Source organism: Arthrobacter sp. E1SS-5, from assembly GCF_057073715.1.
Genome location: NZ_CP172703.1, coordinates 3,342,846 through 3,357,023, shown reverse-complemented (window position 1 = coordinate 3,357,023; position 14,178 = coordinate 3,342,846). Strand labels below are relative to the sequence as shown.

The window sequence follows — 14,178 nt, the reverse complement described above, 5'->3', positions numbered from 1 at the left end:
GCTTTCGCGCAGTCCCGCGGTTGAGGGCCTGACGCGTCCACCCCGGAAACGGGATTACGTTGAAGTGCGGGGTCCGGTGCGGGATTCACCTGTCCCGGCCGTGCACCGGCCTGGCGTTCGCCGGAGGTTCTCCCACCTCGTCGATGGTGTGGCCGCTGCAAGGCGTCTTGGTCACGCTGGCCCGCTCGATGCGCGACACCGTGAACCAGCGTATGTCTCTGCGCAGCTGGCACCACCCAACCAGGTACCACTGGCCGTTCGTGGAGGCGAACAGCACTGGCTCCACGTCGCGGGTGGTGGTGGCAGCCGCTCCCGATGTGTAGCGGATGCGGACTACCCGCTGTTCGGCCATCGCCTCCTCCAGCGCGGAGCGGATGGCGCGCGAGGAGGAGGCAGGCGTGTTGACCCAGACGCGATGGGCCAGTTCGTCGGCTCGTGCACGGGTCTTGGGATCGAGGACGTCCAGGATCTTCCTAATCCCTGCTGCAGCCAGATCGGCGTAGGGGGCATCGGGGGCAGCGGAGACGGCCGCCATTAGCGCCACTGCCTGCGCCGGGGACAAGGTCACCGGCGGCAAGGACGAGCCGACAGCCAATCCGTAGCCCCCGCCGGGACCCGGGCGGGACCAAATTGGCGCGCCGCTGTTCTCCAGCGCATCGAGGTCCCGCTTGACGGTGCGCACGGATACCTCAAACTCTCCCGCCAACCGTTCGGCCGAAACGCCACGCGTGCCGCTGCGGCGCAACATATCGGACAGGGCATGGAGCCGTTCCACCCGTTTCACTGTTCGTACCCCGAGGAATTCATGACATAAACAGTGACATACCCTTGTCCACGGCGCCTGCGAGGGTAGGGGCATGACAACCACTGCAAGCAGTCCGATTATTCTTATCGCCGGCCACTGGCTGGGCGCGTGGGCGTGGGATGAGGTGCTTGAACACCTGCCAACCGACTACTCCCGTGCCATCGCCATGACGCTGCCCGGCCTCGACGGGGCCGATCCCCTGCGTGCGGTGAAAACTCTCGACGATCAAGCCGCTGCGGTCCTCGACCGAATGGCTCAACTCGGAGTCTCCGAGCACCAGCCCGCAACCCTCGTCGCCCACAGCGGGGCGAACGCCCCCGTCAGCCTCGTCCTCGACCGGCACCCTGGGCTTGTCCGCCGGGTGGTGTGGATCGACTCCGGCCCTGTCGCGGCCGGAAGCGCCTTCGCCCCCGACTTTCCGGAGGAGTTGAAGGAGTTTCCACTGCCGCCCCTCGAAGCCCTTGCAGAGCAGGCGAGCCTCGAAGGGCTGAGCACAGAGGTCCTTGAGCGTTTCCAGGCCCGGGCCGTCCCTGAGCCGGGACCCGTGCTTCGTCAGCCCGTCGAGCTCACGAACGAGGCCCGCCGCAAGGTCCCCACCACCCTGGTCTGCTGCTCCATCCCGAGCGCGCAGGTGCTGGAGCTGACCCGCGCCGGCCATCCAATGTTTGCCGAAGTGGCGAACATTGAGCACCTTGACGTTGTCGATCTCCCCACGGGGCATTGGCCCATGTGGAGCCGTCCCCGCGACCTCGCCCAGGTCATACAGTCAGCGGCTTCCCGAGCCAACTGAAGGGTATGTGCCACGGCAAGGGGTCAGTCGGGTCCGACTGGCCCCTTTCCGTCTTCCCGGGTGCAGGTCCGTTTACAGGCCTGGCGATGCGCGAACCAGTTTTCGCTGCGCAGATTCCTTTTCACGGCCCGCATTCGGGGTGCGCAGGGGAGCATCCGCCGCGGCAATGAACATCCGCGTCGAAAGTGCCAGGGCTGCAGCTGGGTCAGGAAACGTACGACGGCGGCCCGCGCCTCGGTGCCAAACGTGAGCGCGCGTTGGGGGAAAGGCTGCCAAACGTGAGCGCGCGTTGGGGGAAAGACTGCCAAACGTGAGCGCGCGTTGGGGGAAAGGTTGCCAAACGTGAGCGGGCGTTGGAGGAAAAGGTGCAGGACGTGAGCGGGCGTGGAAAGGAGAGCGCGCACGCTTGACGAGTTCCCGCGCGCCAACATATCCTGAACGAACGGTCGGTAAATAATTCCGAGCCGCCCATCAGGTCTTTGCATAGGAGCAACCATGGCAGCGCAGAACTTGCAGTCAGTGCCGGTCGAGCTAACGGCTGGAACCAGCGAAACAGCAGATGCGGCAGGCCAGGCCCACTTCGACCGGATCATCGCCGAGGACTCGCGCATCGAGCCCCGCGACTGGATGCCCGCCGCCTACCGCAAGACCCTGCTGCGCCAGGTGAGCCAGCACGCGCACTCGGAGATCATCGGCATGCAGCCGGAGGCCAACTGGATCTCCCGCGCACCGAGCCTGAAGCGCAAGGCCATCCTCATGGCCAAGGTCCAGGACGAGGCCGGCCACGGGCTCTACCTCTACAGCGCCGCCGAAACCCTGGGCCAGTCCCGCGACAAGATGATGGACGACCTCATCGCCGGCAAGGCCCGCTACTCCAGCATCTTCAACTACCCGGCCCTCACCTGGGCGGACATGGGTGCCATCGGCTGGCTGGTAGACGGCGCAGCCATCTGCAACCAGGTCCCGCTGTGCCGCGCATCCTACGGTCCCTACGGCCGCGCCATGGTCCGCATCTGCAAGGAGGAGTCCTTCCACCAGCGCCAGGGCTTCGAGATCCTCCTCGAGCTCTCCAATGGCACCCCGGAGCAGAAGCAGATGGCCCAGGACGCCGTGAACCGCTGGTACGCCCCGGCCCTGATGATGTTCGGCCCGCCGGATGACGATTCACCCAACTCCAAGCAGTCCATGGCCTGGAACATCAAGCGGTTCAGCAATGACGAGCTCCGCAGCCGGTTCGTCGGCATGATGGTGGAGCAGGTCCGGGTCCTGGGCCTCACCCTCCCCGATGACCAGGTCCGCTTCAACGAGGACACCAAAAAGTGGGAGCACGGCCCCCTGGACTGGCACGAGTTCCAGGAAGTCCTGGCCGGCCGCGGTCCCTGCAACGCCCAGCGCCTTGAGCGCCGGAGGGCAGCGCACGACGACGGCGCCTGGGTCAGGGAAGCAGCCGCGGCTTACGCAGCAAAACAGTCAGCAAAGATGCAGAAGGAACACGCAGCATGAGCCCGCACGGCAACCCCGAAACCCCGGCCAGCTCGGCCACCCAGATCAACCGCGAAGCCCCGAAGGCCAGCCCCAAGGTTGAGGCAGCCCCGGCGGCGGACCACCACGACCGCTCCACCTGGGGTCTCTGGGAGGTCTTCGTCCGGTCCAGCCGCGGCCTGAGCCACGTCCACGCTGGCTCCCTGCACGCCCCGGACGCCGCCATGGCCCTCCGCAACGCCCGCGACCTCTACACCCGCCGCAACGAGGGCGTCTCCATCTGGGTGGTCCCGGCCGACGCCATCGCCGCCAGTGACCCCGACTCCAAGGGCTCCTTCTTCGAGTCCCCGCAGGGCAAGGACTACCGGCACGCCACGTACTACACCAAGAGCGAGGGAGTGAAGCACCTGTGAGCCCCCAAGCACCCGAAGCAACAGAGACCACTGGCCACGGCGACATCTCGACCGGTGTGGCCGGCGGCGACTCGAACGCGTCCGCAACCCGCATCACCCCCGGCAACGCCCTCCGCCCGGAGGACATTGCCCTGGAGGTCAAGACCGGCCTCGCAAAGCCATCCGCGGACGCAGCCGAGTACGCGCTGCGGCTCGGCGATGACGCCCTGATCCTCGCGCAGCGCCTGGGCCACTGGATCTCCCGCGCCCCGGAGCTGGAGGAGGACATCGCCCTGGGCAACATCGCCCTGGACCAGCTGGGCCACGCCCGCAGTTTCCTCACCTACGCCGGCGCCGGCATGCCCAAGGAGGACGGCACCCCCAAGTCCGAGGATGACCTGGCCTACTTCCGCCGCGAGCACGAGTTCCGCAGTGTCCAGCTGTTCGAGCAGCCCAACGGCGACTTCGCGGCCACCATCGCCCGCCAGTTCGCGGTGAGCTACTACCAGTACGAGCTGTACCGCCGCCTCACCGAATCCACTGACGCCACCCTGGCCGCCATCGCCGCCAAGGCCGTGAAGGAAGTGGACTACCACCGCGACCACAGCACCCAGTGGGTCCTGCGCCTCGCCGGCGGCACCGAGGAGTCCCGCACCAGGATGATCCACGGCCTGCGGACCATGTGGCCGTACGTCAATGAACTGTTCCAGGACGACGAACTGACCGAAAGGCTCGCCCAGGCGGGCGCCGCCGTCGCGCCTTCCAGCCTGAGGGAGGACTTTGACCGCCTGGTCGCCGACGTCCTCAAAGAGGCCGAGCTGGAAGTCCCGGACGTGCCGCCAGCCCCGGGCGGCGGCCGGCAGGGCAAGCACTCGGAGTACCTGGGCTACATCCTCGCGGAGATGCAGGTGCTGGCCCGCGAGCATCCCGGAGCGAGCTGGTGACCGTGTACATCTCGGACTTCGAATCCCGGACCCGCACTCCGCAGCAGGATGCGTGGGACATCGCGGCCACCGTGGTGGACCCGGAGATTCCGGTGCTCACCATCGCGGACCTGGGCATCCTGCGGGACGTGCAGGTCACGGACAACAAAGTCACCGTCACCATCACGCCCACGTACTCGGGCTGCCCGGCCATGGACGCCATCCGGGACGACCTCTACAAAGCCTTCGAGAAAGAGGGCTACGGGGACGTGCACGTGGACCTGGTCCTGGCCCCGGCGTGGACCACGGACTGGATGACCGAGGCCGGCAAGGCCAAGCTGCAGGAGTACGGCATCGCCCCGCCCAGCGGCAACTCCCGGGCAGGCGGCCACAGCGGCCCCATCCGGCTGAGCCTGGCCGTCAAGTGCCCGCAGTGCAACAGCCTCAACACCAGGGAACTCACCCGCTTTGGTTCCACGTCCTGCAAGGCGCTGTACGTCTGCCAGGACTGCAAGGAACCGTTCGACTACTTCAAAGTCCTGTAAGGAACCACCATGACTGTTGTCCGCCAGACCGCCGCCGAAGAGGCTGAGGCGACCGGCCGCCGTCGTCCGTCCTTCCACACCCTTGAGGTGAAGGAGGTGCGCCGGCTCACCGACGATGCCATCGAGGTCAGCTTCCATGTGCCGGCCGAGCTCGCCGGCAAGTTCGACTACCTGCCCGGCCAGTACGTGGCCCTGCGCACCACGCTGCCGGACGAGACCGGCGAGCGGAAGGAAATCCGCCGCAGCTACTCCATCTGCGCCGAGCCGCGCAGCTTCGCGGACGGCACCAGCGAGATCCGCGTGGCCATCAAGAAAGACCTGGGCGGGCTGTTCTCCACGTGGGCCAACGCCGAGCTGAAGGCGGGGGACACCCTGGACGTGATGAGCCCCATGGGCGCGTTCGTGTCCAAGCACGGCCGGGACGGGCAGGCCGTGGAGCAGAACGTCATGAACTCCATGAACCATCCTGAAGAACTCGCGGGGGAGCCGGGGAACTTCGTGGCCATCGCCGCCGGCTCCGGCATCACCCCGGTGATCGCCATCGCCCGGACGCTGCTGGCCGCCAACCCGGACACCCGGTTCGACCTGATCTATGCCAACAAGGCGGCCATGGACGTGATGTTCCTGGAGGAGCTGGCGGACCTGAAGGACAAGTACCCGCAGCGGCTGGCCATCCACCACGTGCTGAGCCGTGAGCAGCGGATTGCGCCGCTGCTGTCCGGCCGGATCGATGCGGAGAAGCTGCAGCAGCTGCTGGGCACCGCCCTGCACGCGGACGATGTGGACGAGTGGTTCCTGTGCGGGCCGTTCGAGCTGGTGCAGCTGTGCCGGGACATCCTGGCCGAGCGCGGGGTGAAGCCGGAGAACGTCCGGTTCGAGCTGTTCACGTCCGGCAAGCCGGACCGCCCGGAGGGTCAGGCCGGCCGTCCCGTGATCGTTGACGAGTCCAAGGAGACGTACAAAATCACGTTCAAGCTGGACGGCCTGCAGGGCGAGGTGGCCAGCCCTACCCATGCCCGCGAGTCGATCCTGAACGCGGCGCTGCGGGTGCGCCCGGACGTGCCGTTCGCGTGCGCCGGGGGAGTGTGCGGCACCTGCCGGGCCAAGGTGGTCACCGGCAGCGTGACCATGGACGAGAACTACGCGCTGGAGCAGGATGAGCTGGACAAGGGCTACGTCCTGACCTGCCAGAGCCACCCCACCAGCAAGGAAGTCACGGTCGACTTCGACGTCTAAGTCTTTTTCGTTTTGAACAGAGGAGTTCCATGATTTCCCTTTCCATCAGCAATGGCATCGCCGAGGTAGTGCTGGATGCGCCGCAGAAGCTGAACTCGCTGGATGAGCAGGCGCTGCGGGATTTGGCACAGGCGTACGACGACGCTGCTGCCGCCGCCTCACGTGGTGAGGTGCGGGCGCTGCTGCTGAGGGGAGAGGGCCGGGCCTTCTGCGCGGGCCGGGACATTGCGGGGGTCACCCCAGAGAACGACGACGCGGCGGCGTACCTGGGCGGGCTGGTGGAGCCGCTGCTGAAGAAGATGGCGCCTTTCCCGGCCCCGACCTTTGCCGCGGCCCAGGGCGCCTGCCTGGGCGTAGGGCTGGGGCTGCTGCTGGCCACGGACGTGGTGTACGTGGCGGAGAACGCGAAGTTCGGGTCGCCGTTCGCCAAGCTGGGGGCCACGCTGGATTCGGGCGGGCACTGGTACTTCACCGAGCGGCTGGGAATGCACCGGACGCTGGACCTGATCTACACGGCGGACCTGATCTCGGGCGCCGAGGCGGTGGCGCAGGGCATGTTCAGCCGGGCGATGCCTGCTGATTCGTTGCTGGAGTCCACTCGGGCCATTGTTGGGCGCGTTGCTGCCGGTGCTACCGGCGCTTTTGTTGCCTCGAAGGAGCTGGTGGCGCACATCCGCGACCAGCGCCTGGGCCTGTGGCAGGCCATGCAGGAGGAAAACGAGGAGCAGGCGCGCCTCTGCAAGACCGATGACTACGCGGAGGGCTTCCGGGCTTTCCAGGAGAAGCGCGAGCCGAAATTCACGGGAATTACGATCGTGTAATTACCCTTTGGCAACCCTTGCAGAATTCTTGAGTGAACCTTGCAAGGCCTTTTCAAAAATCTTTATTTGCGTTCGTAAGAGTAGGCGAAGCCGGGCAAACCGGCCGATGCGCCCTGCCGGTCTCAACGGGCAGCCGCATCCGGAACCTACTCTGGGGGCACAGTTGTCTGAGGTTTTGAACGAGGAAATCGGTCAGGAAGAAAAGGGCGGCATAAGCCGGCGCCGGGTTGCTGCTGGTGTCGCGTGGTCCCTTCCGGTCATTGCGACTGCCATCGCGGCCCCTGCGGCTGCAGCGTCCGGGCCAACGCCCACGCCTACCGCAACTCCGGCAACTGGCTCGTTTACTTCCGGTACCCAGAACATGACGTCGACGGTAAGTACTGCCCATGACCGGACAGGAATGGTAGTACCGGCTCTTCTGAGCCTCAAGAACCTCAGCGGCGTCACCGGCCAGGTCAGGGTCGTACTTACCATCACACCGCCATCGTCAGCTGCACCTGCAATTTCTTTCTCGACAGTCAGCGTGGGGACTTCCACTCTGGCCATCACGCGGCCGCAGAGCAACGCAGCGGAGTTCAGCGCTACGCTGCCCGCGGGTGCCACCACTCTCGATTTTGCTTTCAGCGGTTACAGCTACACGGGCAAGAAACAAGATTCAGGCACTTACACGGTCACCACCGTAATTACCTACGTCCAAAACGGAATTTCCACCCAAATGCCATCGGCCCCGAGCACTACGATCGTTCTGCCGAAGGCTGGGTGACCACAAGCATGGTCTGGAAACGTGGCGGCTTGGTCGCAGAAGTATGCACCAAGCCCCGATCCCGTGTTGCCCTGCTGCACCTCGACGCGACCCAGCCTGTGGTCCTGGAGGGTACCGCTGCGGTCATCTGGGACCTGATCGATGGACAGCGCAGCGAGAAGGAGATCTTCTCCGAGCTTGAGGCCACCTTCGAGGATCAGTCAGGACAGATGCAGGCCCAGGTGGAAGGCTTCCTGGCAGGCCTCCAAGAGCAGCGCCTGATCGAGTCTGCCAACGACGTCTCCCACTAACGGCATGACGGTAGCGGAAAGCGCAGGGCTGGCCTGGAAGCAGCGCCTACTCGAGGAGTTGGCAAGGGGCAGCGATCTACTGTGCCTCGACGTCTTAGGGCAGCAGTTTGTGGTCCGTTGGGGTAGTACGGTCACGCGGCAGCAGAGGGTCAGCATGAGCTCGGCGTGGGCTCGATGCGCCAGCAGCCACGAGCCTTTGCTGCCCCCCGTGCCAGTGGAACCGCTGCCCGGCAGGCCGTTCACGGCATCGGTCACCTGCACGTCCACGAAACACAGGGACGGCACGTTCCAGCTCGCAGCAGCCTCCTTCGAGGAACTGGCTGAGAACCTCACGTCCCGGCTAACGGTTGCCGCCATCCTGGCCAACGCTGGTGAGCTGACCATGCTCCACGCGTCTGGGGTGGCGGATCCAACTACCGGGGCAGTGGTCGCCCTGGTGGCAAAGTCCGGAACGGGAAAGACTACCGCCGCCTCCGTGCTTGCCAGGACCTATGGCTATGTCACTGATGAGACGGTGGCGATCGCGTGGGACGGCTCTGTGGTTCCTTATCCCAAGCCGCTGTCCGTGAAACAAGGGGCCGGGGCTCCGAAACGGCAGGCCTCCCCGGACGAGTTTGGTCTGCAGGTAGCGCCGGCGTCGCCCTTCATCCAGTCGATCGTGCTCCTAAACCGCATTGAGGGAGCGCGGCACACAGCTCCGGTGCTGGAGCGGGTATCGCTGGCGGATGCTGTGCTGGCGCTGGTCCCCGAGTCGTCCTCGCAGGCAGAAGTCGTGGATCCGCTGCAGTCACTCTGCCGCCTCATCGAGAGCGTTGGGGGAGTGTGGCAGGTGACCTATTCCGAAGCCGCAGACCTCCCGTCCGCGGTGGAACCTCTGTTCCGTTTGCAGCCGACTACCCAGACAGAGTGGGCGCCTGCAGCAGAAAAAAGTGTCCGACAAGCGCAGATCCCGGCCGGCTGCATCCAGCGCACCTCCATAAAGGATGCAGTCTCAATCGCCGGGGACCTTCTGATCATGTTGGACAACCATATTGTGCGCCTCAGCGGCATCGGCCCCGCAGTCTGGGCAGCCTGCGCTAATCCCGTGAGCCTGGAAGGCATAACGACATATATCGGTACCGTGCATGGCAAACCCGAGGGTTATCGGGAGGCCGTCGCCGGAGCCGCAGAGCAGCTCGTCGCCAAGTCGATTTTGGAACGCGCCAGCAACTGAACTTGCCCGAATGCGGGCATACAAGAACTTGAGCTTAAGGAACCATCGTGAGTACAGCAGCAGCCCCGGCGGAGGCACCCGCTGGCTTGGACCTGGCAGACTACCTGAACGTCCTCAGGACATATTGGAAGGCAATCGTCGCCCTCACTTTGCTGGCCACCATGGCCGCCGCCGGTTGGACCGTTCTGCAGCCAAAGATCTATTCCTCCGATTCCCGCGGCATCATGGTCACGCCGGGATCGGACAATGTGAGCCTTGCACTGGCCGGCGACAGCCTGGCCAAGGCGAAGGTCAAGAACTACGAGTCCGTGGCTAAGTCGCGGCTTGTCGCGGACCGGGTCATCCAAGCGCTGGACCTGAAAACTACCGCGGACGCCCTGCTTGGCAGCATCAGCGTTACCGTCCCGTTGAATACGGCCGAAATCAGGGTAACCGCCCAATCCACAGATCCCGCAACTGCCCAGCGAGTGGCCGATGCCTGGGTCAACGGCCTTGCTGCCCAGGTGGAAGCCATCGAGACGGCACCCTCCAACGGCACGGCGTCCAGCCCGGTAACTACCGACGCCGGCTCATCGGCGAACGCAGCCACGGCGGTACGTGTTCTCCCGCTGGGTAAGGCTGTCCTTCCCAGCAGCCCCACCTCACCCAATACGAAGCTCAACCTCGCCTTGGGTGCTCTCGTCGGGCTGGCTCTCGGCGTGGCCTACGCCCTCATCCGCCGTCACCTGGACCGCCGCGTCCGCCGGGCTGCAGATATCGAACGGCTGTTCGGCGTGCCCGTCATCGGTACACTCCCAGTAGACCACCGGCTGGATGGGAAGAGCACCATTGTGGATGCCGGCACCGCCGAACAGCTCCACGATGCCGACGGCGCCATGGCCGAAGCTCTTCGCGAGCTGCGCACCAACCTAAGCTTCCTGGACGTGGACCAGCCACCCCGGGTCATCGTGGTCACCAGTTCGCTTCAGGCAGAGGGCAAGTCGACCGTCACAGCCAATCTTGCGGTCACTATGGCGGCGGCAGGTGAAAATGTGGTGGTGGTCGACGGCGACCTCCGCCGGCCTACGCTCGTGGACGTCTTCAATCTTGTTCCGGGTGTCGGGGTCACCGATGTGCTCACCGGCACGGCGGATTTGGCTGATGTCCTTCAGCCTTGGGGTGCCCTGCCAAACCTTTCAGTCCTGGGCTCGGGGCGTATCCCGCCCAACCCCAGTGAGCTGCTCGGGTCCCAGGCCATGAAGAACATGCTGGCAGCCTTGGCGAAGGATGCAGTGGTCCTCATCGACGCGCCACCGCTTCTCCCTGTCACGGACGCTGCTGTCCTCTCCCGGGCGGCGGATGGCGCGATCATCGTCATCCGGACCGGCAAGACCACCCAGGAGCAGCTGGACCAGTCCTTGGGAAACCTCGAGAAGGTCAAGGGGCGGGTTCTGGGCGCCGTCCTTAACTATGTTCCCAGTAAGGGACGGGATGCCTATTCCTACTACGGAACGTACACAGCCGCGTCCGCCCCGCCCGCGGAGACGGCTTCCGCTCACGGCCGGGATGAGAAGGACCCTCTGGGAGCGCTGGAAGCAGCGGCGGGTGGCCGCCGATCCAGGGTCTAGAGTGCTGTGACCCGCACTTCCCGTACAACGCAGCTCGAGATACCGGAGGGTGTGCTCCTCGGGCACGCCCTCGTGGCGCGTCTGGCAAATAACTTGGGCATCAGAGTCTTCTTCGTCAAGGGGCCAGCCAGCGTCCTTCAGGGACTCCGCGGACCCAAGGTGTCGGCAGACGTTGACGTCTTTGTTGAACCCGCAATGCTTGGGGACTTGCTGGGGGGACTCCGTGAACGGGGTTGGCAGGAACGGCCGGTGGACCCGGACAGCAGGACTTTCCCGAAGCACTCAGTTACCGTTCACCATCCTGAATGGCCTTGCTGCATTGACGTTCACTACAGGTTCCCCGGAATGGAAAAAGCTGCCGACGACTGCTTCGAGAGCCTATGGGCAAACACCGAAACAATTGCGCTTGCAGGTCAGCAACTGACTGTTCCTGCCAAGGAGCTGGGGGTCCTGTTCTTGGCCTTGCACGCTTTGCGCTCTCCCGCGATGCCTGCCTGCGTGCAAGACCTTGGGTATCTTGCTGACCTTACAGTCAGGGAGGCCCTGTCGGAGGAACTTCTGGAGCTCGCCGGGGCCACAGACTCCCTTGCGGCTGTTCGACCCTTCTTGGAAGGGCTCCTTCCCCGGACGATCAAAGTTGTATGGCCGGAGCCCTCCAGGGAGTGGCGAAACAGGATCTCAGCGCAACACCCTGGTAGCGCGCATCTCATCGCCATCTTACAAGCCCCTTGGATGAACAAACCAAGGATGTTGTGGAGTGCACTCTTTCCGCCACCGGAGGCCTTCATCGGTCGGAACGTCTATGCAGACATGTCGCTGTTCGGACAACTCAGCCAGCATCGTGCCCGGTGGACCCGGGTTCTATCTGCCCTGCCTAGCCTGCTTCGGGGCCTCCGCAAGCACATAGGCAGCGACGACTGAGCCCGTTTATATCCGTATCCGATTGCCGCTTATCCCATCAAATTTGTTAAGGTTCAGCTATGACTAAGGGGAAAGCTATTACCAAAGCCGTCATTCCTGCTGCCGGATTGGGAACACGCTTCCTGCCCGCCACCAAGGCAATGCCGAAGGAAATGCTGCCGGTGGTTGACCGCCCGGCCATTCAGTATGTTGTGGAGGAAGCCATCGACGCGGGTCTCTCCGACCTGCTGATGATCACGGGCCGTAACAAGCGAGCTTTGGAGGACCACTTCGACCGCGAGCCGGGCTTGGAAGCTGCCCTAGAGGCCAAGGGGGATAAGGACAAGCTGGGCCTGGTGGAGTATGCCTCCAACCTTGGCCCCATTCACTATGTCCGCCAAGGCGAGGCCAAGGGCCTAGGCCACGCAGTGCTTTGTGCGCAGCAGCACGTGGGTGACGAGCCGTTCGCCGTGCTCCTGGGGGACGACCTCATCGACGAGGCAGAGAACCTGCTGGGCACCATGATGGAGGTGCAGCAAAAGACCGGCGGTTCCGTGATCGCACTGATCGAGGTTGACCCGTCACAGATCAGCGCCTACGGCTGCGCGGACGTAACCGCCGTGGAAGGCGAGGACTACGTCCGCGTCAACAGCCTCGTGGAGAAGCCCGCTGCTGCTGACGCACCGTCCAACCTGGCGGTCATAGGCCGCTACGTGCTGCACCACAACGTGTTCAGCGTCTTGGAGAACACCGAGCCGGGTCGTGGAAACGAGATCCAGCTTACCGACGCTCTGCAGACCCTTGCCGCCGCCGAGGGCGAAGGCTCCGGCGTGTACGGCGTGGTTTTCAAGGGCCGCCGCTACGACACAGGCGACAAGCTGAGCTACCTCAAGGCCGTCATTACCCTCGCGTCCGAGCGAGTGGAGTTCGGTGAGGACCTGAAGACTTGGATGAAGAGCTTCGTAGGCTGAATCAGTTTCTAGCGCTTCTGGGAGGCCTGCTGCCGTAAGGTGGTAGGCCTCCCTTTTTTCGTGGCCCAGGCGGCCAGCAGCGCTCCGATGACAGCACCTGATGTGTTGGTCATGATATCTGACGGGCTTGCAAAGCGATCGTGGAGAAACATGAGCTGGCCCAGCTCGATACAGCCGGAAACCAGCATGCCGAATCCGCCAATCTGCCACCAGCGTTTCGACGAAAATGCCAGTGCGGCCACAAATCCGACGGGCATAAAAAGGACGACGTTGGCGGATGCTTCGACGAAACTGTAGTTGAACCAGCGGGGAATCCCGTGGCGGTGGAGGAAGGAGAGGACCGCTGCGAGCTGCTTGGAAAGCGGTTTGTCTACCGGCGATGGCCAGAAAGCGATTAAGGCCAGGGGAATCGCTAAGGCCGCAAGGACCAGTTGCCAGAGCCGCTGATGGTGAAGGAATCTCACGCCAGCCTCAGGCGGTACATAGGAGGGCGAATGCTGCGGTTCCGAATGCATATAGGGCCAGGAGAGCAAGGAGTGTGTAGCGCATCACCTGTGGCCGGGGGAGCAGGGCCGAAAGGTCGTACTCCCGTGGTCGTTTGCGCCAATGTCTCCCCATAAATCAAATTGATACCACATAAAGCCAAAGGTGGGTGCTTCTCCGTTTCCGGAGAAGCACCCACCTTCGTTGGTGCTTGGAGCGTTGATGCTATGCAGCAGCTTCCGTCTTGGCGCGGCGGCGAACCACTACAACGGAGGTTGCGCCGGCGGCCAGTGCGCCTGCGCCAACCAGGGTCCAGAGGACGAGGCCGGAGTCAGCACCGGTGTTGGCCAGGCCGCCGGTGTTGGCCAGTGGAGCGCCACCCGTGGTGCCGGCGACCGAGCCGCCGGTGTTGGCCAGAGTAGCGGCAACCGTGACTGTGACGGGACCAACGGTAACACCGGACTGGGTGCCAGTAGCGGTGATGGAGTAGGTCCCGGCTTCGTTGATAGCAATCGGGAGTGCGACAGCGCCTTGGGCGTCTGCGGTAGCGGACAGGGTCTGAGCCTCAGTGACAACGGCAATACGGGCGGCGACCGCACGGTTTCCAACACCAGCGCCATTGGAGGCCGGAGCCTGGCCCGGCGTAACGCGAATGATCAGCGGTTCCCCCGCGCGGAAGCCCTGGCCGCGGAAGACGAAAGTTTCACCCGGACCAACCGTGCCGTCGGAGACAGCCGCCTGCGGCGGAAGCGCCGGGTACGTTGCGGCCATGGCGGGCGCGGAACCGATAAGTGCGATGGAACCTGCAAGTGCGAGTGCAGCGAAAGTCTTCTTCATGTGTGTCCCCCCGGAGACGTTTAAGTTGTGATACCCGATTTTTGGGGAAATGTCCCCTCTGCACGAGACCGTGTGCAGAACTCCGGATAAATATCCCAGATAGAAAATACCATCCTGAGT

Annotated in this window: 16 protein-coding genes; 13 read left to right on the top strand and 3 right to left on the bottom strand. The window is 64.3% G+C overall.

Annotated elements, in window-relative coordinates; genetic code table 11:
* Window positions 1–85: 85 nt before the first annotated feature.
* Window positions 86–748, bottom strand: a complete 663-nt coding sequence (locus ACIGJD_RS15655) for a helix-turn-helix transcriptional regulator (protein WP_483689518.1) — start codon at window positions 746–748, stop codon at window positions 86–88.
* A gap of 109 nt (window positions 749–857) precedes the next feature.
* Here ACIGJD_RS15655 and ACIGJD_RS15650 point away from each other — a divergent pair, with 109 nt between their 5' ends.
* From ACIGJD_RS15650 to galU, 13 genes are all read left to right on the top strand, one after another.
* A complete protein-coding gene (locus ACIGJD_RS15650) occupies window positions 858–1,595 on the top strand; it encodes an alpha/beta fold hydrolase (RefSeq protein ID WP_483686965.1) in 738 nt (245 codons plus the stop codon).
* Between the two features lie 495 nt (window positions 1,596–2,090).
* A complete protein-coding gene (gene paaA, locus ACIGJD_RS15645; RefSeq protein ID WP_483686964.1) occupies window positions 2,091–3,098 on the top strand; it encodes a 1,2-phenylacetyl-CoA epoxidase subunit PaaA in 1,008 nt (335 codons plus the stop codon).
* Window positions 3,095–3,490: a 1,2-phenylacetyl-CoA epoxidase subunit PaaB gene (gene paaB / locus ACIGJD_RS15640; protein WP_483686963.1), complete on the top strand. Its 396-nt coding sequence runs from the start codon at window positions 3,095–3,097 to the stop codon at window positions 3,488–3,490. The genes paaA and paaB overlap by 4 nt, the downstream gene beginning before the upstream one ends.
* Window positions 3,487–4,413 (top strand): 1,2-phenylacetyl-CoA epoxidase subunit PaaC, encoded by a 927-nt coding sequence (paaC, locus tag ACIGJD_RS15635; RefSeq protein WP_483686962.1) that lies wholly within the window; start codon window positions 3,487–3,489, stop codon window positions 4,411–4,413. Before paaB ends, paaC begins: the two co-directional genes overlap by 4 nt.
* A gap of 2 nt (window positions 4,414–4,415) precedes the next feature.
* Window positions 4,416–4,937 carry a 1,2-phenylacetyl-CoA epoxidase subunit PaaD gene (gene paaD / locus ACIGJD_RS15630; protein ID WP_483689517.1) on the top strand — a complete coding sequence of 174 codons (522 nt, stop codon included), beginning with the start codon at window positions 4,416–4,418 and terminating at the stop codon, window positions 4,935–4,937.
* A 9-nt stretch (window positions 4,938–4,946) separates the two neighbouring features.
* On the top strand, window positions 4,947–6,173 hold the full coding sequence (gene paaE / locus ACIGJD_RS15625; protein WP_483686961.1) for a 1,2-phenylacetyl-CoA epoxidase subunit PaaE: 1,227 nt from the start codon (window positions 4,947–4,949) through the stop codon (window positions 6,171–6,173).
* A 29-nt stretch (window positions 6,174–6,202) separates the two neighbouring features.
* Window positions 6,203–6,994, top strand: a complete 792-nt coding sequence (locus ACIGJD_RS15620; protein ID WP_483686960.1) for an enoyl-CoA hydratase/isomerase family protein — start codon at window positions 6,203–6,205, stop codon at window positions 6,992–6,994.
* A 7-nt stretch (window positions 6,995–7,001) separates the two neighbouring features.
* On the top strand, window positions 7,002–7,757 hold the full coding sequence (locus ACIGJD_RS15615) for a hypothetical protein (protein ID WP_483686959.1): 756 nt from the start codon (window positions 7,002–7,004) through the stop codon (window positions 7,755–7,757).
* Window positions 7,758–7,786: 29 nt separating this feature from the next.
* Complete coding sequence (locus ACIGJD_RS15610; RefSeq protein ID WP_483686958.1) at window positions 7,787–8,047, top strand: PqqD family protein; 261 nt, start codon at window positions 7,787–7,789, stop codon at window positions 8,045–8,047.
* Window positions 8,048–8,255: 208 nt separating this feature from the next.
* Entirely contained in the window at window positions 8,256–9,260 is a 1,005-nt protein-coding gene (locus ACIGJD_RS15605) for a hypothetical protein (RefSeq protein WP_483686957.1), read from the top strand.
* 47 nt (window positions 9,261–9,307) lie between these two features.
* On the top strand, window positions 9,308–10,867 hold the full coding sequence (locus ACIGJD_RS15600) for a tyrosine-protein kinase domain-containing protein (protein ID WP_483686956.1): 1,560 nt from the start codon (window positions 9,308–9,310) through the stop codon (window positions 10,865–10,867).
* A 6-nt stretch (window positions 10,868–10,873) separates the two neighbouring features.
* The gene (locus tag ACIGJD_RS15595) at window positions 10,874–11,788 is read left to right on the top strand and encodes a nucleotidyltransferase family protein (protein ID WP_483686955.1); all 915 of its coding nucleotides are present in this window, start codon (window positions 10,874–10,876) and stop codon (window positions 11,786–11,788) included.
* A 59-nt stretch (window positions 11,789–11,847) separates the two neighbouring features.
* A complete protein-coding gene (gene galU, locus ACIGJD_RS15590) occupies window positions 11,848–12,738 on the top strand; it encodes a UTP--glucose-1-phosphate uridylyltransferase GalU (RefSeq protein WP_483686954.1) in 891 nt (296 codons plus the stop codon).
* 8 nt (window positions 12,739–12,746) lie between these two features.
* On the opposite strand, the gene ACIGJD_RS15585 is transcribed toward galU, so the two are convergent.
* On the bottom strand, window positions 12,747–13,202 hold the full coding sequence (locus ACIGJD_RS15585) for a VanZ family protein (RefSeq protein WP_483686953.1): 456 nt from the start codon (window positions 13,200–13,202) through the stop codon (window positions 12,747–12,749).
* A 244-nt stretch (window positions 13,203–13,446) separates the two neighbouring features.
* Entirely contained in the window at window positions 13,447–14,058 is a 612-nt protein-coding gene (locus tag ACIGJD_RS15580; RefSeq protein WP_483686952.1) for an LPXTG cell wall anchor domain-containing protein, read from the bottom strand.
* Between the last annotated feature and the right edge of the window lie 120 nt (window positions 14,059–14,178).